At 55.2% G+C, this 21,108-nt stretch carries 19 protein-coding genes and 1 riboswitch; of the genes, 10 read left to right on the top strand and 9 right to left on the bottom strand.

Annotated elements, in window-relative coordinates; translation table 11 throughout:
• The first annotated feature begins 249 nt into the window (after positions 1-249).
• Positions 250-1,416, top strand: coding sequence for a S8 family peptidase (locus QJ48_RS30355; protein ID WP_054977092.1), 1,167 nt, complete (start codon positions 250-252; stop codon positions 1,414-1,416).
• Between the two features lie 4 nt (positions 1,417-1,420).
• On the opposite strand, the gene QJ48_RS30350 is transcribed toward QJ48_RS30355, so the two are convergent.
• On the bottom strand, positions 1,421-1,867 hold the full coding sequence (locus tag QJ48_RS30350; RefSeq protein ID WP_054977091.1) for a DUF1934 domain-containing protein: 447 nt from the start codon (positions 1,865-1,867) through the stop codon (positions 1,421-1,423).
• Between the two features lie 265 nt (positions 1,868-2,132).
• Between QJ48_RS30350 and QJ48_RS30345 the strand changes: the two genes are divergently transcribed.
• Entirely contained in the window at positions 2,133-3,011 is an 879-nt protein-coding gene (locus QJ48_RS30345; RefSeq protein WP_054977090.1) for a metallophosphoesterase, read from the top strand.
• On the opposite strand, the gene QJ48_RS30340 is transcribed toward QJ48_RS30345, so the two are convergent.
• The 3 genes from QJ48_RS30340 to speE form a co-directional block, all read right to left on the bottom strand.
• Positions 2,992-3,621, bottom strand: a complete 630-nt coding sequence (locus tag QJ48_RS30340) for a DUF2238 domain-containing protein (protein ID WP_082420740.1) — start codon at positions 3,619-3,621, stop codon at positions 2,992-2,994. The two genes, QJ48_RS30345 and QJ48_RS30340, sit on opposite strands and share 20 nt — an antisense overlap.
• Positions 3,622-3,778: 157 nt before the next feature.
• A complete protein-coding gene (speB, locus tag QJ48_RS30335) occupies positions 3,779-4,648 on the bottom strand; it encodes an agmatinase (protein WP_054977089.1) in 870 nt (289 codons plus the stop codon).
• A gap of 20 nt (positions 4,649-4,668) precedes the next feature.
• Positions 4,669-5,496, bottom strand: coding sequence for a polyamine aminopropyltransferase (gene speE, locus QJ48_RS30330; RefSeq protein WP_054977088.1), 828 nt, complete (start codon positions 5,494-5,496; stop codon positions 4,669-4,671).
• Between the two features lie 292 nt (positions 5,497-5,788).
• Between speE and QJ48_RS30325 the strand changes: the two genes are divergently transcribed.
• Positions 5,789-7,846, top strand: a complete 2,058-nt coding sequence (locus QJ48_RS30325) for a transglycosylase domain-containing protein (protein ID WP_054977104.1) — start codon at positions 5,789-5,791, stop codon at positions 7,844-7,846.
• Positions 7,847-8,024: 178 nt separating this feature from the next.
• Here the strand turns inward: QJ48_RS30325 and QJ48_RS30320 are convergent, their stop codons facing one another.
• On the bottom strand, positions 8,025-8,552 hold the full coding sequence (locus tag QJ48_RS30320) for a YwhD family protein (protein ID WP_054977087.1): 528 nt from the start codon (positions 8,550-8,552) through the stop codon (positions 8,025-8,027).
• Between the two features lie 229 nt (positions 8,553-8,781).
• Between QJ48_RS30320 and QJ48_RS30315 the strand changes: the two genes are divergently transcribed.
• The 3 genes from QJ48_RS30315 (at position 8,782) to QJ48_RS30305 (ending at position 12,608) form a co-directional block, all read left to right on the top strand.
• Positions 8,782-10,992: a M1 family metallopeptidase gene (locus QJ48_RS30315; RefSeq protein WP_054977086.1), complete on the top strand. Its 2,211-nt coding sequence runs from the start codon at positions 8,782-8,784 to the stop codon at positions 10,990-10,992.
• A 10-nt stretch (positions 10,993-11,002) separates the two neighbouring features.
• A complete protein-coding gene (locus tag QJ48_RS30310) occupies positions 11,003-11,815 on the top strand; it encodes a hypothetical protein (protein WP_193394518.1) in 813 nt (270 codons plus the stop codon).
• Between the two features lie 185 nt (positions 11,816-12,000).
• Positions 12,001-12,137, top strand: a riboswitch (cyclic di-AMP (ydaO/yuaA leader).
• A 3-nt stretch (positions 12,138-12,140) separates the two neighbouring features.
• The gene (locus QJ48_RS30305) at positions 12,141-12,608 is read left to right on the top strand and encodes a C40 family peptidase (RefSeq protein ID WP_054977084.1); all 468 of its coding nucleotides are present in this window, start codon (positions 12,141-12,143) and stop codon (positions 12,606-12,608) included.
• Positions 12,609-12,871: 263 nt separating this feature from the next.
• On the opposite strand, the gene QJ48_RS30300 is transcribed toward QJ48_RS30305, so the two are convergent.
• Positions 12,872-13,498, bottom strand: coding sequence for a DUF975 family protein (locus tag QJ48_RS30300; protein ID WP_054977083.1), 627 nt, complete (start codon positions 13,496-13,498; stop codon positions 12,872-12,874).
• Between the two features lie 262 nt (positions 13,499-13,760).
• Here QJ48_RS30300 and QJ48_RS30295 point away from each other — a divergent pair, with 262 nt between their 5' ends.
• From QJ48_RS30295 to QJ48_RS30280, 4 genes are all read left to right on the top strand, one after another.
• Positions 13,761-14,375 carry a TetR/AcrR family transcriptional regulator gene (locus QJ48_RS30295; protein ID WP_054977082.1) on the top strand — a complete coding sequence of 205 codons (615 nt, stop codon included), beginning with the start codon at positions 13,761-13,763 and terminating at the stop codon, positions 14,373-14,375.
• 68 nt (positions 14,376-14,443) lie between these two features.
• Complete coding sequence (locus QJ48_RS30290; RefSeq protein ID WP_054977081.1) at positions 14,444-14,998, top strand: hypothetical protein; 555 nt, start codon at positions 14,444-14,446, stop codon at positions 14,996-14,998.
• A gap of 3 nt (positions 14,999-15,001) precedes the next feature.
• Positions 15,002-15,643, top strand: a complete 642-nt coding sequence (locus tag QJ48_RS30285) for an N-acetyltransferase (RefSeq protein WP_054977080.1) — start codon at positions 15,002-15,004, stop codon at positions 15,641-15,643.
• Between the two features lie 240 nt (positions 15,644-15,883).
• Positions 15,884-16,711 (top strand): alpha/beta hydrolase, encoded by an 828-nt coding sequence (locus QJ48_RS30280; protein WP_157261807.1) that lies wholly within the window; start codon positions 15,884-15,886, stop codon positions 16,709-16,711.
• Positions 16,712-16,841: 130 nt separating this feature from the next.
• Here QJ48_RS30280 and QJ48_RS30275 read toward each other — a convergent pair whose 3' ends face one another.
• The 3 genes from QJ48_RS30275 to QJ48_RS30265 all read right to left on the bottom strand — a co-directional run bounded on the left by QJ48_RS30275 (position 16,842) and on the right by QJ48_RS30265 (position 20,992).
• The gene (locus QJ48_RS30275; protein ID WP_054977078.1) at positions 16,842-17,288 is read right to left on the bottom strand and encodes an OsmC family protein; all 447 of its coding nucleotides are present in this window, start codon (positions 17,286-17,288) and stop codon (positions 16,842-16,844) included.
• 133 nt (positions 17,289-17,421) lie between these two features.
• Positions 17,422-19,005, bottom strand: coding sequence for a sigma-70 family RNA polymerase sigma factor (locus tag QJ48_RS30270; RefSeq protein ID WP_054977077.1), 1,584 nt, complete (start codon positions 19,003-19,005; stop codon positions 17,422-17,424).
• A gap of 478 nt (positions 19,006-19,483) precedes the next feature.
• On the bottom strand, positions 19,484-20,992 hold the full coding sequence (locus QJ48_RS30265) for a dienelactone hydrolase (RefSeq protein WP_054977076.1): 1,509 nt from the start codon (positions 20,990-20,992) through the stop codon (positions 19,484-19,486).
• Between the last annotated feature and the right edge of the window lie 116 nt (positions 20,993-21,108).

Raw genomic sequence — 21,108 nt, 5'->3', positions numbered from 1 at the left:
CGCTGCAGGCGTGATCCTTGTTCCGACTGTATCCGCAAAAGACAAGTGGCCGACCGACCGCTGTCTTTTGCCCCTGCTGAATGAAAAACGGAGGAGTGCCAGACCCTCCCCTAATATGGTATGTGCCCGCTTTCGCTTTGACACGGTCACGCACCTAATTATTTTGAATAAGGCCATGCGCTCATACAGAAGCCTTCGGTCCCTCATACGATACAAAAAGGAATTTCCGAGCCTGTGGGAGGGAACGACATGGATCCGTCGACGTTCGTGTCATGGCTTCACGAAGCCATGGAAGGCTCCGAGGGTACCGACAAGCGGCATATTATCCGGTTTCTGAACGACCGGGACTATGCCGCTTTCGCCCGGCAAATCGGCCGGCAACGGAAATCACTGCCCCGGCTGCACCAGATTCAGCCGCTCCGTCTTATCCGTGCCATCTCCTGCACGCTTCGGACCGGCAGCGAAGCGGTTTCGGCCCCTTTTATCCGTTCAATCGAGCCGGATACGCGCATCAAGCTGCATGCCCTGGGCCATGCTTCGTCCGCTCTGCCTTCCGGGGAAGAAAAAAAATCGCCCGCGAAGGCCGTCATCCCTTGGGGGGTCCGCCACATTCGCGCCCCGCAGGCCTGGAGCAAATCGCGCGGGGAACGGGTACGCATCGGCGTCATCGATACGGGCGCGGATTATACGCACCCCGACCTTCGCCACTGCTTGTCGCGGGGCGTCAATATTTTGAACCGTCAGCTGCCGCCGATTGACGACAACGGCCACGGCACGCATATCGCGGGAACGATCGCGGCGTACACCCGGCACCGGGGCATTATCGGCGTGGCGCCGCAGGCCGTTCTTCATCCGGTGAAAGCTTTCGATCAGCACGGCGGCGCATTCGTCTCCGATATTATCGGAGGCATTGACTGGTGCGTCTCCAGCGGCGTCGATATCATCAATATGAGCTTCGGTATGAGAACGTACAGCAAAGCGCTGGAAGCGGCGGTGCTCAGCGCCTACCGGAGCGGCATCATCGTCGTAGCCTCCTCGGGCAACGAAGGCAATCAGGCCCAGGTCGACTATCCCGCCCGGCTGCGGCAAGTGATCGCCGTCGGCGCGACGACCCGCAAAAGCCGGATTGCTCCTTTCAGCAATATCGGCAAACAGATCAACATCTACGCGCCCGGGGAAAAAGTATACTCCACCTGGTTGCGGGGCAAGTATCACGAGCTCAGCGGCACGTCCATGGCAACCTCCCATGTCACCGGGGTTATCGCGCTGATGCTCGCGAGAAAGCCAGGCCTCAAGCCGCTGCGAATAAAAAATTTGCTGCGCAAGCATGCCCGCTATATCGTAAAATCGCGCAAATTGATGACCGGCGCCAAGGAAATTCACGCCTTCCGAAGCGTATCCGCCGTATCCAAATAACCGGTCACTCCGGTACGGGTACGGCGGTCAGGCATATGCTGCACCGTTCAGGCGTTTGCCCCATCACCGACAGCTCATAGCTCCAGCGGACGGCAAGCAGAGCGTCCGGTCCTTCTGCGGCAACGTCCAGCGTTTGAGTGAACGTCTCCAGCTCAAGCCGCCCTTGAGGGGTTTGAAGGTAGCCGTAATGCCGCCGGTCCGGAACGAACGTCTGCTCGAACGATACGTCCCCGTGCCGGACAATCCGCACTTCCCCCTGATCCACCCGGACGGTCGTTACCGTACGGCCCATCTCCGCTTCCGGAGGCTCCGCATACCGGAGGTACGCATGCCGTCCCTTCGAGAACCATTCGCCCGTCATCTGCCGGACGATCCGTTCCCCACCGCTGTCGCTTTCCAGCGTAATGCGTACGGCCCGCTTGCAGGCGCCAGTCTGCTGCTTTTCCGTCATCTTCGTTTTCTCTCCCGTTCTGCTGTGATCCTCCTATTGTACAAAAAAATGAAGTCCGCGGACAGGTCTTCTTCCGCTCCCGGACAAGCCCGGATCCGGCGGGAGGCAGCGGTTTGCAAGACTCCTTATTCTTGCTAAGATGATATAGGATTGATGGGCTTCCATTTATGGAAACCAAATGAAACCTTTATACGTCTGTTATAGTAAGTTTCGGCAGCTGCGAGAGACCGCCGGCCAATCCATCCCGAGGAGATTGCTCATACCTATGGATTCCAACGAAAGCAAGCGCAATAAAAAGTTGTCAAGAAGATCATTTCTGAAAACATTGACGTTAACCGCCGCCGGACTCGTTGCCCTGCCCGGGGCCACCTACGGATATGCCCGTTACGCCGAGCCGAAATGGCTGGAAGTCACGGAATATACACTGTCTTTTGCAAGACTGCCCCAACAGATGGACGGAACAAAAGTGGTTCAGTTCAGCGACGTGCATCTCGGCTTTAATTTTGATACGAAGGACTTGTCGGAACTGATTGGATTGATCAACCGGATTCAACCGGATATCGTATGCTTTACCGGAGATCTGGTGGATTATGCCGTCGGACCGGACGGCGACGCCTATGCCCGCGTCCTCTCGGAGCTGAGGCCTCCGCTGGGAAAATACGCGGTGCTGGGCAATCACGATTACTATAAAGATGCTCCAAAAGTTCAAGCTCTATTGAAAAACGCCGCTTTCGAGCTCCTGACCAATAAAATGGTCCGGATTCAGCACCCGGGGAGCAGCTTCGTCATGGCAGGCGTAGACGACCAATGGAAAGGATACCCCGACATCGACAAGGCGCTGACCGGCGTTAGACCGGAGGACTTCGTCATTTTGCTGTCGCATTGCCCCGATTTTGCCGATATCGCCGTACGCTATCCGGTTGACTTCCAGCTGTCGGGACATAGCCACGGAGGGCAAGTGCGACTGCCGTTCTACGGGCATGTGATTACGCCGAAATTCGGAAAAAAGTATGTTCTCGGGCATTACGTTCTTGGCGCCGGCAAGCTGCAGTTGTACGTCAACCGGGGCATCGGCGTGTCCGAACAACCCGTCCGCTTTCTATGCCGTCCGGAGTTGACAGTGTTCACTTTGCGAAAAGGTTGAAGCGGCGCAGCAAGGCCCCCAGCCCCAATACCGCCACGGCCCCGACCAGTTCAAGCTCCATATCGTGCTGCGCGTCCCACGGATCGCCTTGCGATCCAAGAAACAACGCGCCCATCTCCGGGGCCACCAATCCGGCGACCCACATCTCGATCAATTCGTAAAATGCGCCGGTGGCCAGCACGACGGCAACGGCAAGCGCATCCGCCGCAAATTCTCTCAAGCCTGCAAGCCTCATGAGCGCCTCCCGGATCGGTCCGGCCAGCAGCACTCCGTAAGCCAGATGCACCAGCCGGTCATACGGCAGACGCCCCCCGCCGAACAACAGCTGCAGCAGCGGGTCGATCGGCGTCGCGCCGTAGGAGCCGTGCGACCCGTACGTATGAAGCGCCAAAAACAAAGCAATCCCCACATAAGAACCGTGACTGAGCGGAAACAAACGGTAAGTTCCGATCAGCACCCCCACGCACAGAAAAATCAGCAAATTTTCCAGCAGCCAGTCGAACCGGTTTAACGGCGCTATCGCCATCCATGCCCAGAATACCCCGTACGCCAGAAGGACGAAAACCGGAAACGCAGGTTTTGTTGTTGCCAATGATTTTGCCGCATTCAAACGCGGGACCCCCTCTCTTTATGGCTCTATTGTAGGCCGCATCCAGCAGGGGGATAAGTACTAATTTCGACTAGTACCGGGCGGGAAGCCAACGCAAAAAGCCGCCATGCTTCCCGCAAGGGGCAACATGGCGGCGGCTGTTTCCGCGCGATTTAGCCTACTTCACCAAGCCGAGCAGCATTTCGCGAATCAGCTTGCTGGCGACAATCTGGGTCTGCTCCGTCGGGTCGTAGGCCGGGGCCACTTCGACGAGATCGGCGCCGACGAAGTTCAATTCGGAGGCAGCCATCGCATGAATCGCCGCGAGCAGCTCCTTGGACGTGATGCCGCCTGCTTCGGCGGTACCGGTACCCGGGGCGCACATCGGATCGAGCACGTCGATGTCGATCGTCAAATAAACCGGACGTCCGGCCAGCTCCGGCAGCACCTTCTTGAGCGGCTCCAGCACTTCGAACGGGTAGAAGTTGATATTCTCGCGTCCGAATTGGAATTCCTCGCGGGAGCCGGAACGGATGCCGAACTGGTAAACGTTCTTGCCGCCCATGAGCAACGCCGCTTTGCGGACCGGCGTCGAGTGGGACAACGGCTCGCCTTCGTACTGCTCGCGCAGATCGGCATGCGCATCGATGTGAATGAGCGCAAGATCAGGGTATCTTGCATACACCTCTTGGATGACGGGCCACGACACGAGATGCTCGCCGCCCAGGCCGAGCGGGAACTTGCCGTCGGCCAACAGTCCGCGCACGTATTCGCCGATGATGTCGAGGCTGCGGCCCGGGTTGCCGAACGGCAACAGCAGGTCGCCTGCGTCGAAGTAAGTGATGTCTTCCAGGCTTCTATCCAAATACGGGCTGTATTCCTCCAGACCGATCGACACCTCGCGGATGCGCGAAGGGCCGAACCGGGAACCGGGACGGAAGCTGACGGTATAGTCCATCGGCATGCCGTAAATAACGGCGCGGGACGCCGCATAGTCGTCCGAGCTTAGAATGAACACATTGCCGGAATATTTTTGATCGAGTTTCATCAGTCGTTGGTCTCCTCCGCTTACTTCGTCAAATCTTCCACGAATTTCGGCAGTACGAAAGCCGCCTTATGCAGACGCGGCGAGTAGTACTTCGTGTCGATCTCCGGAATTTTCGTTTCGTCGACGGCGAGCGGATCGTGCTTTTTGCTGCCCATGGTGAAGGTCCAGAGGCCGCTCGGATACGTCGGGATGTTCGCACAGTACACGCGGACAATTGGGAAAATTTGCTTCACGTCGCGGTTGACGTTTTGGATCAGGTCCGCTTTGAACCACGGGTTGTCCGTTTGGGCCACGAAAATGCCGTCTTCCTTCAGCGCGTCGTAGATGCCTTTATAGAAGCCCTGCGTGAACAGGTTCACCGCCGGACCGACTGGTTCGGTGGAATCGACCATAATCACGTCGTACGTGTTCTTATGATCGTGGATGTGCATGTAGCCGTCGTTCACGATCACTTCCACGCGCGGGTTGTCCAGTTCGCCTGCGATGGTCGGCAAATACTTCTTGGAGTACTCGATGACTTTGCCGTCGATGTCGACCAGCACCGCTTTTTCCACTTCCGGGTGCTTCATGACTTCACGAATGACGCCGCCGTCGCCGCCGCCGACCACGAGGACGTGCTTCGGATTCGGATGCGTATAGAGCGCCGGATGCGCAACCATCTCATGGTAAACGAACTCGTCCTTCACGGTCGTCATGACCATGCCGTCGAGCACGAGCATCGTGCCCCATTCTTCCGTCTCGATCATCGCGAGATCTTGGAAGTCGGTTTTTTCGGTGACGTGCGTTTTGCTGATTTTTGCCGTAATGCCGAAGTTATCGGTCTGCTTCTCCGTGTACCACAATTCCATATGTAATTCCACCTTTCGTTCGGTTCGTTAGGGCCGGCCGTGCAAGGGCCGGAAGACGGGCGGACATCTGCTTTTTTCCAAGGATTCAGCTTGTCTCTGGCATGTCAAATTGTATTATAGAGTATCTCCCCAAAATTGCAAATACAAAGAGGGTCGTTCCGTCCGTTTTTCAAAAAAAATTAACGTTTCCGCCTGTCTCGCGTGAATACGCGCTGCTATGTTTTTCCATACTGGAAATAGAGACGGAAAGCATCGGCGGAAAGACGGAAGGAGCTGACGGAACGTGTCGGACATGCCCAAAAAACAGCCTGCGCCGGAAGACGGCGGAGCGCTCCGCTTCGCCCGGCGGCTCAAAGGGTGGCTGTCGTTTTCGTTTACGTGTCTGCTGCTTGGCGCCGGAATCATGATCGTGCTGCTGCTGTTCATGCGTTCGCAGGCGCTTCCCGTGTCCAAGACGGAGGCGGCGTCGGAGATGTACGACGTGCACGGCGTGCTGATCGAAGCGTACGGCGCGGTGAAAAACCGACAGAGCGTATCGCTGCGGGACATTTCCCCAAAGCTGCTCGAAGCGACGCTGGCGGTGGAGGACCGCACGTTCTACCAGCACTACGGGTTCGATCCGAAAGGGATCGTCCGGGCGGCCTGGGTCAACCTGCAGCATATGTCCAAGGTGCAAGGGGCCGGTACGATCACGCAGCAGCTCGCACGCAATCTCTACTTGTCACACGAGCGGACGTGGAGCCGCAAAATCAAGGAAACGTATTACGCCGTGCAGATGGAACTGCAAATGAGCAAGGACCAGATTCTGGAGCAATATTTGAATCAAATATATTACGGGCATGCGACGTACGGCATCGAGGCTGCGGGGAAGCTCTTCTTCGGCAAGGAGGCCAAGGAGCTGACGCTGGCCGAAAGCGCGCTGCTCGCCGGCATTCCGAAAGGGCCGCGTTATTATTCGCCTTATTACGATATGGACAGTGCGCTCGACCGGCAAAAAACGGTGCTGCAGACGATGGTGGAAGCCGGTTACATCACGTCCGCCGAAGCGGACCGGGCGGCGCGGGAGAAGCTGCGCATTCTGCCGCTGGAGGAGCATAAAAAAGCGGTGACGGCCCCCTACTTCCGCGACCATGTGCGGGGCGCGGCGGCCGAGCTGCTCGGCCTCGAAGACAAGGAATTCGTCGAAAGCGGCCTGCGGATTTATACGACGCTGGACTTAAAGGCGCAGGCCGTCGCCGAGGAAGTCGTGGCGAAGCAGCTGGAAAAATATCCGGAGCTGCAGGCGGCGCTTGTCGCCATCGATCCGCGCACCGGGTACGTCAAAGCGATGGTCGGCGGACGCAATTACGCCCAGAACCAATACAACCGGGCGCTGTCCAGCACGCGGCAGCCGGGGTCCTCGTTCAAGCCGATCGTGTATTTGACGGCGCTGAAGGAAAAGGGATTCACTCCGGCCACCCGCTACAAAAGCGAGCCGACGACGTTCACCTACGATCAGGGACGGCAATCCTATACGCCGAACAACTTCGGCAACGCCTACTATGATTGGATCGATATGAGAACGGCCATCGCCAAATCGGACAACATCTACGCCGTGCATACGGTGCTGGAAACGGGGCCGGACCGCGTCATTGAAATGGCCCGTCGGATGGGGATCACGAGTCCGATGAAGCCGATGCCTTCGCTCGCGCTGGGCACGTTCCCCGTCAGCCCTTACGAGATGGCTTCGGCCTTCGGCATCCTCGCCAACCAAGGCGTGCGCGTCGAGCCGACGGCTATCGTGCGCATCGAGGACCGGCGCGGGCGGGTGCTCTACGAGGCAAATCCGAAGCAGGAAACGGTCATTGAGCCCGCCTATACCTATGTGCTGACACAGCTGATGGAAAGCGTCTTCGACCAAGGCGGCACGGGCAGCCGCGTGTCCAGCGTGATCAAGCGCCCCGTAGCGGGCAAAACCGGCACAACGGACACGGACGCCTGGCTCGTTGGCTATACGCCCGAGCTGTCGACCGCCGTCTGGGTGGGCTACGACAAAGGGCGCAACATCAACAACGTCGAATCGCACCTGGCCGCTCCGCTCTTCGCGGAGTTTACGGAGCGGACGCTGGAATCGGTGCCGCCGAAGCTATTCCCGGTACCCGAGGGTGTCGTGAGCGTCTATATCGACCCGGCGACAGGCAAGCTGGCGAACGACGACTGCCCGGGCTCGCGGATGGAAACGTTCATTCAAGGGACGGAGCCGACGGAATACTGCACGCAGCAGCCCGGGACGAACGACGCGGGCAAAGCCGGCAAAGGAAAGCAGAACCGCTCTTGGTGGGAAGACCTGAAGCGCTGGTGGAGCAGCTAAAAGCCGGGGAACAAAAAAGAATGGCGCATGGCAGGGGGAAAATGTATTGTTAGCGGAAACACAAAAAGGCAGACCTACGGTCTGCCTTTTTGCTGTCCTAGTATATGATGCATATACTAGTCATTAGTATACATCGTTATAGCAAACGGTACAAGACCGTCACATAATGTACAAAAATTTAATTGGCCAGCGCTTCATGCAGCGCGGCATCGGAACGCTGCCACATGTCCGGATCGTTGTCCACCAGCAATTGCTTCAGCGCCGCTTTCTGCTCCGGCCCGAGATTGTCCAGCATGATGCGGCGTTTGAGCGCATAATCCATCCGGTTCACATGGTCGACGAGCAGCTTCCAGCCCTTGCGCGCTTCGGTATCGATCCGCATCTCGCAGGAGGTGACGCCGGCATAGTACTTGCCCTCTTCCTTAAAATCGACCGCCACCCATACGATCCAGCACGGTCGGCCGTTCGGCACTTCTTCGGCGTTGACGGTAAACTTGATGCCCTTCTCCACCTTGCTCTTCGCGTGCAGCGCCCCCAGATCGAGATACGCCTCCGCCCCGTCGATAATGACGCTGGAGAGCTGGCTCAGATCGATGGAGCCCTGCCCGAAGCCGCGGTGCTTCGTCTCCTTGCTGCTGACGATGTTCAAGGTCGGCAGCTTCTTCTTCGTATCTGCCGCCTGCGCGTTTTGTTCATTTATATCCATCCGTGCACCACCTGTTTCACGTGATAATAAGCTATTCCAAAATGTCCCGATCCGCTGCAGCCATGCGGCAGCCTGAACCTGAGGATATCAAAATTGTACTAAAAAGCGGTCCCCCCGGCAAGTTCGGCTCTTGCGAATAGCCGCCGATTCTTTTTGAGGACGGTAGAAATAATCCTCGTCCCCCCCACATATACATGCTGTAGATGCTTGTCAACGGGGTGAATATTGAATGAAAATACGACTCGGCTACCGAATCGCAACATGGGGCTCGATCTTTGCTCTTACCTTCACGGCCACGCTGCTGACGAACGTCCTGCCGAAATCCGGCCCGCAGCCGATCAAGTCGGCGGCAGGGTGGATGCTGCCCGCAGATGCCGCCATTCCTTCCGTCTTTCCTGTAGACGAACCGGCGAACCCGCTGACGATGCTCAAGCCCGTCCCTTCGACGACGGGACGCGCCGTCGTCGCCGCGCCCCGCTGGCCTTCCGCCAAAGGACAAGCGGACGGCTCGTCTACGGGCATCTTCCTGCCCTCCGGCGGAGCGCTCCCGGCCAGCGCGCGTCTGAACGAACCGGTCGCGCCTCCGCCCGCGCCGCCCAGCCTGCCGGCACGCCCGGCGGAAAAGCCGGCTCCGAAGCCGCTCAGCGAGCGAATCGTGGAATATCATCTGAGCGCGGAGCTGGACGCGCAGAGCAAATCGATCCGCGGCACGTCGGCATTAACCTGGAAAAACCCTGGAAGCGCACCCGTTCAGGAATTGTATTTTCATTTGTATCCGAACGCCTTCGAATCGAAGAAATCGACCTTCTTGAAGGAGTCCGGCGGAAAGCTGCGGCAGGACGCGAGCAAGGACGGCAGCTTCGGAAACATGACCGTCAGCTCGATCAAGACGCTCGACGGCAGCGAAATCGAGCTCGGCGACCGGATCGAATACGTCCAGCCGGACGACGGCAACAAAGATGACAGAACGCTGATCAAGGTGCCGCTGCCCAAAGCGGTCGGACCCGGCGAGAAGGTGACGCTGCGCACCAATTTTTCGGTCAAACTGCCGCAGGTGTTCGCCCGGATGGGGTATGCCGGAGATTTCGTCATGGCCGGCCAATGGTTTCCGAAGGTTGCCGTCTATGAACCCAAAGGAGTCCGCGGTCGGGCCGACGAAGGCTGGAACCTGCATCAGTATCACGGCAACTCGGAATTTTATTCGGACTTCGGCATCTTCGACGTCAAGCTAAAGGTTCCCTCCGCTTATACCGTAGCGGCCACCGGCTTTCCCACCAAACCTGTTACCGACGACGGCAAGACGAGAACCTACACCTTCTATGCCGACGACGTGCATGATTTCGCCTGGTCGGCCTCGCCGCATTTCGTTTATTTCGAAGAGCCTTACGCGACTCCTCATCTGCCCGGCGTCCGCATCAAGCTGTATCTCGATCCGAAGCACGAGCGTCTCAAGGCCCGCTACATGACCGCCGCCAAAAAAGCGCTGGCCCGCTACTCCCAATGGTACGGCAGCTACCCGTATTCGACCTTGTCGATCGTCGTGCCGCCCGCAGACGGCAACGGCGCCGGAGGCATGGAGTATCCGACGCTCGTCACCGCCTGGGGAGCCGGCGAAGAGAACCCGACTCTGGAGCTTGAACGGGTCGTCGTGCACGAGATCGGCCATCAGTTCTGGTACGGGATGGTGGCCAGCAATGAGTTCGAGGAAGCGTGGCTCGACGAAGGCTTCACCTCGTATGCCGAAGACCGGATCATGGAAGCGGAATACGGCGTACGCCCGAACCTGCTCATCGAATCGAGCTACATTACGAATCCGGCGGCGCTCAAGCTGCATTCGTGGAGTTACGGCGGACACAATCAATACGCCGAGAACGTCTACACCCGCGCCAAGCTTGTGCTTAAGGCGATGGAACGGCAGGCCGGGCTGGAGACCATGGATAAGATTCTGCGCACCTATTTCCAGCGCTGGAAGTTCAAGCATCCGGGTACGGCCGATTTTCAAAGGACAGTCGAGGACGTAACGAAAACAAGCTGGCAGGAATTTTTCCATCAATACATCTATAACGGCATGATGGTTGACTACGCCGTCACCGGAATCAAGGTCCGGAAAGGGGCCGAAAACGGACAGCCCGTCTATGAGAACAGCGTGCAGCTGCGCAAGCTGGGCGGAACCTACAACAATGTGCCGATCCGCTTTCACTTCGCCGACGGTTCGGAGTTGGATAAGACGTGGGACGGCGTCGACAGCGAAGTGATCATGAAGCTGAATCACACCGCTCCGATCGCTTGGGTATCGCTCGACCCGCAGCATTCGATCGTACTGGAAAACAAGCGGATCAACAGCTTTATGAAAACGGAGGTCGATACCAAGCTGTCCGTTCGATGGAACATGGGGATCGTCAAATTTTTGGAGACCTTGTTCGGCTGGGTCGTCTGGTGAGGTGATGAACATGTGGAATCGGATCAAAAAGGGCTGGGCCATCGCCTGGCATCAGCCGTTCGCCGTCTTCGCGCTCTTCTTCTACAATCTGCTTTGGGGCGTCGTCTTGTATAAACTCATTCAATCGGTCGTACTCCCCCTCCTTCACCGGTATCCCGGCGGGGCGCTTCCCGGCGAGTCGGTACGGCTGTTCTGGGTGGAGGGCCAATTTCAATTGATGAAGACCGACCTGATCGTACCTTACCTATGGACGGGGCTCGGCCTGCTCGGGCTCCGGATGCTGCTGCATCCCGCGCTGAACGCCGGAGTGTTCTACTCCCTTCGGCACGGGGAGCTGAATGCAGGCTACCGGTTTGTGGCCGGCATCCGCAAGCTGTTCTTCCCGTTCCTCGGGCTGTATGCGCTCCAGCTCGTCCTGTCGATCGGCCCGCTTTACTGGCTTGCGCCTCACGCCGTGAAGCAATTCGCCGTCCATGCCTCCTACGCTTCGCTGGGGCAAGCCCTGCTGCCCGCCTTGGCCTTGTACGCCGCCTACCTGTTCCTGCTGCAGCTGCTATTCCTGTTCCTGCAGATTGGCAAAACGGACGGAAGGTCCACGCTGTACACGCTGCTGTTCGCCTTCCGGCATCTGCCGGTCATCGCGCTGGCCGCGCTTGCGGTCGCCGCTCTGTCGCTTGTGCTGTCCGCCGCCGTCATGGTGTCGTCCTTCTGGTGGGCAGGCTTCGCGGCGCTCGTTCTCATGCAGGCGTACCGGCTGGTGCAAATGTTTTTCAAGGTATGGGAGATCGGCACGCAGTATGCACTTTGGGCGGAGAAGGCATAACCCTACTCCCCGAATAAATATAATTCCAAAATACAGGAACGTCATCTTCCGAAAGTGCCGGGAGATGACGTTCTTTTTGGCTAATAAACAAAAAGTTTCATAAATAAACATTGATTCTGTGACAATTATGTGACAAAGGGAGGAAAACGTCATGTTTGCTCGAATATATCTACTCGGAATTAAAAAAGAAAATTTTGCCGAATTTCTGTTCGCAGAAAACGGGGGATCCATTTTTGGGTGAATTGATCTCGCAGTAGAGTGATCATAGGGAACCTTCAACCGAACCCTCAAGCTAACCTCGTAGGCACCGGAAGGGGAAACTTCTTTGAAAAAGCTTGTAGGTTTTGCATTTTCTTTGACCTTGTTTTGCAGCATTTCGGTTGGTAGCGTTTTTGCAGAAACCCCACTAAGCGCAGCGGTTAACGAGGCTATGGGCACGCCCTACAAGTACGCGGGCACCACGACCAAAGGCTTCGATTGCTCGGGCTATACTTCCTGGGTATTCGACAAATTCGGCGTCGATCTGCCGCATACGTCCAAAGGCCAAGCCGAGCTTGGTACCGAGGTGGCCAAAGACCAGCTTCGTCCCGGCGACCTGGTGTTCTTCAACACCGATGGCAAAGGGATCTCCCACGTAGGCGTATACGTAGGCGAAGGCAAGTTCTATCACTCCGCTACGGATCAAGGCGTCACCGTTACGAAACTCAGTGACTCCTACTACGCCAAGCGTTACGTCACGGCGCGGCGCGTCCTGTCGGACGAGCAGTACAAGCAAGTGATGACTGACAAGTAAATTTAACACCTGAACGGAAGTTTCCCGTACCTTCGAAAGCCCTCAGCGTTTGTCTGCTCTGCGTTCGTTCCAACGAACAGCCGACCGGACAAGCCTGCAGGGCTTTCTGTCTTTAGCGGATGAAAAGCTCTCCTCCCTCGGTGCGACGGTTGTGAGTACGCGCCAAAAAAAACAGAGCTGCCTGACGTCATTCGACGGAGACAACTCTGTTTTTTTGATACACTTGCCGGAAGAGCTCCGGGTTTGCCAACGATCATGGCAAATTAGAGAGTATAGCTGCGAGGCGCTTCCTCATAGGGCGTGGAAAAATTCTGGTTTTTCAATTCCTCATAGAAAGCAGCCATCGCCGCATAGATATACGGTTGTACCCAAAACATGCCGAGGCCCAACGGAATCATGCCGAGCAGAATCCATCCGATAAAGCTCAAATAAAGCATAAACAGCCGGGTCTTGTGTCCGTTCATCATCTCCTTGCTTTGACGCAAGGCATCGAGGGCCGGTATTCCCGGATTGTCGCGCATAATAAAATACGCTTGCGAGTAGCTCAAAGCTGCAATAACCCCCGGTACAATAAGAAGCAGAGACCACAAGAAAATGAAGATGCCCGACACGAGATTTAAAACGAAGGCATTCCCGAACTGATTGTTATTGAATCCGTCGAACAAATTGCTGACCGACGTCAGTTCGCCGCGAACCGTGCCCAGGTAATAACCGTAGAGGCCGTACGTCAAAGGTCCGGTAATCACGATAGCGCCAATCCATCCGATTAACGGTATGTTCGCCATCACAGAAAGAATAATCCCATAAATGAAAACGCCAAGAACCGCGTTCACCCAGTTCCCTTGCAAGCTCTCCCTCGCCATCCGGCGAAGCTCTGAATTTGTCAGCATATCAAAACTTCCACTCCCGCTAAAAATTTTTACGCGCATTCAACGGTTACCCGTCCATTCGGCATGTACTATATGATATCTGGTAAAAGCAGGGCATTTCAATGTGATTTTCGACACAATTTGTCAAATTTTCTGGTAAATTAGACCTATTTTTTCACTACTCCGCCAGCCCATATCACTTTTGAACCACCGATCTGTACATCATCAGCACATTGACTGTCCGGTTGGTCAGTTATATAATGATCCGGAAAGGAGCTTCGCCATGGATCCCAAAGTACACGATAAGCGCATGGAAAAGGGCGAACAAACCCGGATACGAATCTTACACGCTGCGATCGCCATCATTTCGGAGCACGGCATCAAAGAAGTATCGGCGGCCAAGCTCGCGCAGCTGACAGGCGTGAGCAAAAGCAATATATTTCACCATTTCAAATCCATCGACGAAATCCTTCACGGTGCACTCCATATTTTGTTCGACGATCTCCTTGAGCCGATGACGCAGGAATATCGGGACTTGGAGCAGTTTCTTCATCAGCTCGGGCAGTCCGTATTCCGAGTGCCGGAACCTTATCTTAAAGCGTTCAAAGCCTTTTTTTCCTTTTATCATGAGGGAATGTTCAAATCGGAATATCGGGAAGCCCTCCTACGCTGTACCGATAAAATCACCGAGCTCTTACGCCATCAGCTCAACCGGCTGGCTCCCCGTCCCCTTGACGAAAAAACGCTGGAATCCGTGACTGCGCTTCTCTTTTCGCTCATGGACGGCATGGGCCTGCATTATTTGCTGAATGGAAACGGTCAGTTGTACGAACAAGCTTGGCGGCTGCAAGTTAGCATGCTCTGCCGACACTTGGCCGAAGACGACTCCCTGGCGTAAGCCGGAGCTCGTTTCGCATAAAACTGACCGTTCGAACGGTCATATTTTTAGTCTGAGGAGGATTTGTCATGAAACCTGTAAACATCCCGGCCTTTTTTCATGAAGTGTTCGGCAAAAGATCGACCGTCTTGGAGTTGGCGCTAACCTTAGGTTTTGGCGGCGGCATGAGCGCGGCACTCCTTGCTCTGACGTATTCCGAGTGGAGCGGGCTTGTCCTGTGGCAGCTGCTTGCCATCCTGCTCTTGGCGCTGGACATCCATGGCGGGGTCATTGCCAACTTCACACTGTCGACCAATAACCACTACCAGGCTCATCCGGTAGCGCGACTGGTGTTTATGGCCATCCATGTTCAACCCATCCTGCTCGCTGCCGTCCTGGGGGAGCACTTTATTCCCTGCCTTTTCGTGTGGGGCTATACGATCGTGTCGGCTTTTATCGTCAACGCCCTCCTCGGGCATCCGGCTCAACGAACGATTGCGGCAGTTTTCATATGCACCGGGTTTGCCGGCCTGCTGCTGTGCTTCGCCTCGATCCCCAAGCTTCTTCTCGTCATGCTGTTTTTCTTTATTTTTAAAGTCGTGTTCAGCTTCGCGGTGGATCATTATGCGCGGAGGGAGCATTAGAAGATGACGGACCGGGACCATTCAACCTGCAGCCGGGAAATTATCCGTTTGGGAACCGCACACGCCGCTCAAGCTAGGGACATTTTGCCGAAAGCCTTCTCCGATGATCCGATGTTCCGCCATCTGTTCCCGGGGGCAAAGCGATTCATTCATATCGGTCATTTTTTTAGCTTTTTATTTCATAAGAGCTTGTTGCTGCAGGAAATGCTGATCCGCGTTCAAGAACAAGGGACACTGCGGGGCGCCGCATGCGTGGAGCTTCCGACAAGCTATAAGGATGCGGGATTCCTTGCAAAAGCGCGATTCCTCTGCCGGGCAATCGGACTGCTCTGTCAAGTTCCGCCGCGCTCGTTTGCTTTGATCAATGAGTATATGCGGCTCACGACATCCGTCCGTCCCTCCGTTCCTCATCATTATTTGGTATTTGTGGGTGTAGCCCCCGAACATCAAGGGACGGGTTTGGGCAAGCTGCTGCTGAATGAAGTTCATGCGCTTGCAGATCAGGACCCGACATCTGCGGGCATCGGATTGGACACGGAAAACGAGGACAATGTTCTCCTGTATGAGCGGTTCGGATATCGGCTCGTAGAGAAGAGAAAACTGGGTGGCGTTACCACCTACTGTATGTTCAGACCGCGCCCCTAGAGCTCAGTAAGCACAGACGCCGATCCCCGAGAGAGCTCCCTGTCCTTTTCGGATTAGAACTCAAGGGATTTCCGGATATCGTCCATGGCTCTGCAGGGAGCCGTGCTTTATAATTTGGGAATGATCGTCCTTTGCAGGATTTTGATCGGTTCAGAAACGTAGAATCAGGGAGGAAGGAACACGGTGGTCGATCAAACAAGGAAATCATCCGCAACGGAGGGACAGACTGCTGCCGAAGGCTTGGTGACCCTCCCTCGAACAGAACAGCGCATCATGCGTTCGCGGGCCGAAAATCGCGAGTATCGCATTTTCGTCGCCAAGCCGGACGTTGAGCCGCCTCCTTCGGGATATCCGGTTATTTATTTGCTCGATGCAAATTCCGTGTTCGGTACGATGGCCGAGGCGATACGATTGCAATCGAGACGACCCGAGAAAACCGGAGTCGCTCCGGCCGTAATCGTCGGCATCGGCTATGATACGGAAGGGCCTTTTTCGAACGCCCGCTATTACGATTTCACGATGCCTGTACCCGCAGCGGAGCTGCCTAAAAGTCCGCGCGGAACGGAGTGGCCGGAGCTGGGCGGAGCGAATGCTTTCTTGAATTTCATCGAAGAGGACCTGAAGCCGGAGATCGAACGCGAGTTCAGCATAGACCGCGGCAGGCAAACGATTTTCGGCCATTCGCTTGGCGGCCTCTTCGTGCTGCATGCGCTTTTTACAAGGCCGGGGACGTTCCAGACGTATGTCGCAGGAAGTCCTTCCATTCACTGGGGCAAAAGAATCCTGCTGGAAGAAGAACGGCAATTCGCCTCCCGCTTGGAAAAGGAGCCAAGCAGCCTCGGAGTACTGCTCGCGGTGGGAGAGCGCGAGAAAGATCATCACAGCCATATGAACGATAATGCGAAGGAGCTTGCGGGACGGCTGTCCGCTCTCGCGAGCCGCGGCGTGCGCGTGAAGTTCCACGAGTTCGAAGGCGAAGGGCACGTCTCGGTGCTCCCGGTGTTGATCAGCCGCGCGCTGCGGTTTGCCTCGGAAGGCAGTCAGCAATTGGAGGTTGGTCGTTCGTAAAATTTGTGGTCGAGCGCACCGGAGTCGAAAAGGTGCAGGAATAAAGCGCAAAAAAGCTGCGGCAGCCGCCCGACGGCGGTCTGCTGCAGCTCTAACATTCCGCGTCCCCCGCAGCTTTTTTCATTTTCTCTCAGCTCTCGATAACGATGCTGTTTAATTTGAGATTGACCGGATTGGCGATAGTGTCTCCTACCGGGCATTTGCTCTCGATGAACCGGATAAATTCCTCCACCTTGTCCTTTGGCGAATCGGTTTTAATTCGAAACGTATAGCGGATTTCGGAGTAGCCCGGACGAACCTCCGACCGATTGAAAAATCCGTCGAGATCAAGGTCGCCCTCCACGTCCACTTGGAAATCGTCGAGTTTGACCCCAAACTTGGGCGCATAGACTCTGGCTACGATCGATTGGCAAGCGCCTAGCGAAGCCAGCAGCGCTTCCACCGGATTCATCCCGGTATCCGTCCCACCCAAGCTTTTCGGCTCGTCGATGGTCAGTTCGAACTGTCTGGAACGGGCGTTCACTTTCACTCCGTCTTGCAAATGTGCTGTTGCTTTGAAGGTTTGAACCGCGGCCATGGTATACTCTCCTTTGATTATCGAGTACGTTCCGGCTTCCCAAAAAAACCAACTTATTAACTAGGTATTGTGGGTATTATAGGATAAATTTGGTATTTTGTCAATACCATCGGGGCTTTAGAGTATGTAAATCTTACTCTCCGCCAGCGGCCGTCCATGGAACGAGCGTGTTTTGAGACGCATCCCAGCGCCATGGGATCGACCGTCCCTGCATATGTACGCCGCCGTACCATTCGTCGATTCCGTTTAAAGCAATCCAATCCGCTTCCCCGTCCAGCACCTTTCTGCCTGCTTCCGTTAATGCAACCGTACTGTGACGAAACGACGGCGCCGGGTCCTTATAACCGGGAAATGCGCTCAAGCCTTCGAGCTTCAGCAAGGGTTGCGGACCTTGCGATAGTTTGGCCAAGCGGTGCCAATATTGAAGATCTCCCATGCCCAGCCCATGAAGCTCTTTTCCTACATGCCCGAACAAGTCCAGCGGAGAAGTCATGCCGCCGCGGATCATCTCCAGTGTGGTTTGTTCTACAATGCCAAGTCCGTTCCGGGTCGAGGGAAACCGCGATAAATGAAGCCGAAAGGCGTCGCGCACATAGGGCAGCGCGGAGGTATCGCCCTCTTCAAGCAGTTGAACTAACTTGCCCGGGTCCGGGGCGCAGTAAGCCTCCCAGACGATTGTACCCAGTTCGAGCTGCTCTTTGCCAACCGATTGCCAAGTGCCCGACAAGGTCGCCATTTGGTTCACGGACAGCTGCCCCAACCCCCGAAAAAGCTCGATTCCCGGGAAAGCCCCGATACACAGCAAGCTTAGCTTCGTCGCGCCTAACGTCTGCTTCGCGAACCAATGCAGCAAACAGCATAGCATCGTCTGATCGAATAAATCATGCTCGAACCACAGCACGATTTCCTCATAGTTGCGAAAGTCTGCGCGTACCTTCTCCTGCTCTTCGCTTATTCGTATAAATTCCACACTCGGAATTCCCATCGCCTGTTCCAAATAGCGTGCCCGGACGGACCGGTTGGCCCCCACCGTTGGATCGATAAATACCGGTCCTTCGGGATACACCTCTCTCCAGACAAGAATGTCGCCTTGGACGACGCCCTGCCGCAGCTTCTCCGCGACGGTATCGCCATTAACAATGTGCAGCATTCGTTTTCCTCCTTCGTACAATTGGTGAAACACGGAGACGAAATCGGCAACGGGGAGCGTTCCTTTCAGCTTTGCGCGGGCGTCGAACAGCCGTTTTTTCAACACCGGAACCGATGTCCCCAAATAAGCGGAAATCTCTTGCAGAGAGTAGCCCTGAAAATAAAACAGTTGGACCGCGACGCGCAAATTGGACGATAAAGCGGCTATGGAATCATGAAGCAGTTGCTGCAATTCTCTTCTTTCGACAATCTCCGGTACGCTTGGCTGTCCCTCGATCATTTGGGCCAATTGATCAAATGGCACCGTTGGATGCCGCTTCCTCCGCACAAGACGGTGACATTGACGGATCACGATCGTTTTGAACCATCCGGGAAAAGCCTCCGCTTCCTTCAGCCTGCGCAAATGGATAAAAGCTTCCGCAAACGCCTCCTGCACGGCATCCTCCGCCAAATAGGAATCACGCAGCCTCTCGTACGCCACCGCATAAGCCATCGCTTCGAAGCGCCGGACGATAAGGTCAAATGCCTCCCGGTCTCCCTGTTTTGCCTGTTCAATCCACTGCAGCATGTGAGTTTCGCCCCCTTTCATTGCCGCTCCAGTATAAGGTGCCGAAGGAGGGCACCAAGGTTACAAAAGCTTCTCAAGTTCTATGATAACGAAAATAAGCTAGGGGCTGCGCCAAGCTGCCCAAAAGCAGCCCGCTGCAACCCCACCGCCGTTTCGCACGAAACCTCGTCCTTACTTTTCAACAATTAACCCCTGCCTCCCGGAATTTCTTGAATACGGCAATTGTGGAACGCTGCAATTTTCCACTCTCCGTTTCGTTTGACCACCACGGGTGTCGAACTGCGGCTGTAATTCGGCGGCAGCACTGGATTCCAAGGTCGACCCTTTGAGCGGACCGTGAAATGAACCTCTGTCAAGAAAGTAGACACAATGGGTATGAGAGCTCAACATACGAAGGTTGCTGGCATATTTGGCAGCCACGCTTAAGGAAAAGCTCATAGAGAACAGGCTGCCGCAGTATCGGTAACCTGTTCCGTAATTAAAATAGCGAGGTTACGAACTTCACCTCCGGAAAGCGGCTATCGGGCCCTTTCATTAAGATTCCGCCTTGATTTTTCAGATACATATCGAAGAAATCCAGCATATAGGCATTGATAACGGAGTTCGCTCTTTCGGGCGCAATCTTTCCTGTGATACCCAGCATTTTGAAAATCGGAGAAATGAACTGTACGTCGGCAAAATTCACATGCTCCGTGTTGTCGATATAGAGGACTTGTCCCCCTCCTGCGGCAACCGTTTCGCGCATCCGTTCAAGCTCCAACTTTTTGTATTCCGTTTCTTGATCTACCCACTCTCTTGTGTTGCCTATACGGTTAAGCTCTGCATCCGTGTAGACCCGGTTATCCATCACCATTTTTAATCTTTCGAATACGCTTTCCGAGTTCATGAACAAAAACGGCTTTCGCAAACCCTCTCTGTCACGCAGTCGATAAAGCCCTCCATCAATGTCTATTCCAACCGCGATTCGCGGATCGTAAGAAGCGTCATAGGCCGTCGCTCCGCCGATGGAATGACCGAACACCCCGACATGGCCGAGATCAATCCTCCCTTTTAGCTGACTTGGAATGTGCCCCGATTGGATGAGCTCGAATTGGTCCAGCGCAAACGCCACATCGTCGGTTAACACTTTTCCCAACTTGTCGCGGTTTCCGCTTTCCGTCTGGAAATCATGGTCGGGCGAGAATAAGTCGTTGGTTGTGCTGGTTGTGATTTGACCGTCCGGAAACTCGGTTGCAAATGTATTGTAGGTGTGGTCGATCACTGCCACGATATATCCGTGACTCGCGAGATTTTCGGCTTGCGACGTGTGGAGGAACCTAGAGGAACTGAAGCCGGGATTCGCAAGGATCAGCGGGTATGAAGTCTGTGCCGAAGAGACTTCGGCCCCCGAATAAGCATGACTGGATACGTACTTCAGGTGTTGAAAAGTAAACCCGGGGAGGCCATAGTTCGCCGCCATATAAGGTAAAATACGGGTATCGGGGATAAAGGGAGCGTACTTGCCGGTGCCAGCTTGAGCCGGATACCATACCTGAACCATCAGTTCCCTCTTGCCTGTCGCGGATTTTCCAAATGTCTCCTCCCGGTTTGGATCGACGAAATGAAAGACTTTCGTGCCGACCTTCAACTCGCCGGTTGGCGCCGGAAGGTCGAATACGGGAAACACATAGAGGAAGCACGCCGTTGCGATTAGCCCAATCACGATAAAAAGGCGGCCCAGCACCCTACGGATTCGCGAGGCAGTCCGAACGGCTTTCTGCGTTATGAAACCGTCTATAAGCGAAAGCATAAGCATCAGGAGCGTAAATCCGTATAAAAATAAAAGCTGAACCCTGTATCCTTCGACAAGAAAATGTATCGCTAAAAAAATGGAGCCGGCTCCGCTTGTCAGGAGCAAAGTTGATCTTCGGATACGTTGATTGAAAATGAACAGGAGTGCCAACAAACAAGCACTTGAAAAGAATAGCAGCATTTCAAAAAGCCTCACGCCAACTCCCCCTAAAAACTAATCCCATCGATGGATAGGATTAGTATACAGAAGCAACTAGGTTGATACCATTGATCTAGATGACATTGCCTTACACTCTTGTAAGGTTGCGCTAC

This window comes from Paenibacillus sp. A3 (assembly GCF_001399685.1).
Classification (GTDB): domain Bacteria; phylum Bacillota; class Bacilli; order Paenibacillales; family NBRC-103111; genus Paenibacillus_G.
The sequence above is the reverse complement of the archived record's forward strand: the minus strand, read 5'-3'. Positions and strand labels throughout refer to the sequence as shown.

Coding starts and splice junctions, on each gene's coding strand:
- QJ48_RS30355 (WP_054977092.1), top strand. CDS start 250: ATGGATCCGTCGACGTTCGTGTCATGGCTTCACGAAGCCATGGAAGGC.
- QJ48_RS30350 (WP_054977091.1), bottom strand. CDS start 1,867: ATGACGGAAAAGCAGCAGACTGGCGCCTGCAAGCGGGCCGTACGCATT.
- QJ48_RS30345 (WP_054977090.1), top strand. CDS start 2,133: ATGGATTCCAACGAAAGCAAGCGCAATAAAAAGTTGTCAAGAAGATCA.
- speB (WP_054977089.1), bottom strand. CDS start 4,648: ATGAAACTCGATCAAAAATATTCCGGCAATGTGTTCATTCTAAGCTCG.
- speE (WP_054977088.1), bottom strand. CDS start 5,496: ATGGAATTGTGGTACACGGAGAAGCAGACCGATAACTTCGGCATTACG.
- QJ48_RS30325 (WP_054977104.1), top strand. CDS start 5,789: ATGCCCAAAAAACAGCCTGCGCCGGAAGACGGCGGAGCGCTCCGCTTC.
- QJ48_RS30320 (WP_054977087.1), bottom strand. CDS start 8,552: ATGGATATAAATGAACAAAACGCGCAGGCGGCAGATACGAAGAAGAAG.
- QJ48_RS30315 (WP_054977086.1), top strand. CDS start 8,782: ATGAAAATACGACTCGGCTACCGAATCGCAACATGGGGCTCGATCTTT.
- QJ48_RS30310 (WP_193394518.1), top strand. CDS start 11,003: ATGTGGAATCGGATCAAAAAGGGCTGGGCCATCGCCTGGCATCAGCCG.
- QJ48_RS30300 (WP_054977083.1), bottom strand. CDS start 13,498: ATGCTGACAAATTCAGAGCTTCGCCGGATGGCGAGGGAGAGCTTGCAA.
- QJ48_RS30295 (WP_054977082.1), top strand. CDS start 13,761: ATGGATCCCAAAGTACACGATAAGCGCATGGAAAAGGGCGAACAAACC.
- QJ48_RS30290 (WP_054977081.1), top strand. CDS start 14,444: ATGAAACCTGTAAACATCCCGGCCTTTTTTCATGAAGTGTTCGGCAAA.
- QJ48_RS30285 (WP_054977080.1), top strand. CDS start 15,002: ATGACGGACCGGGACCATTCAACCTGCAGCCGGGAAATTATCCGTTTG.
- QJ48_RS30275 (WP_054977078.1), bottom strand. CDS start 17,288: ATGGCCGCGGTTCAAACCTTCAAAGCAACAGCACATTTGCAAGACGGA.
- QJ48_RS30270 (WP_054977077.1), bottom strand. CDS start 19,005: ATGCTGCAGTGGATTGAACAGGCAAAACAGGGAGACCGGGAGGCATTT.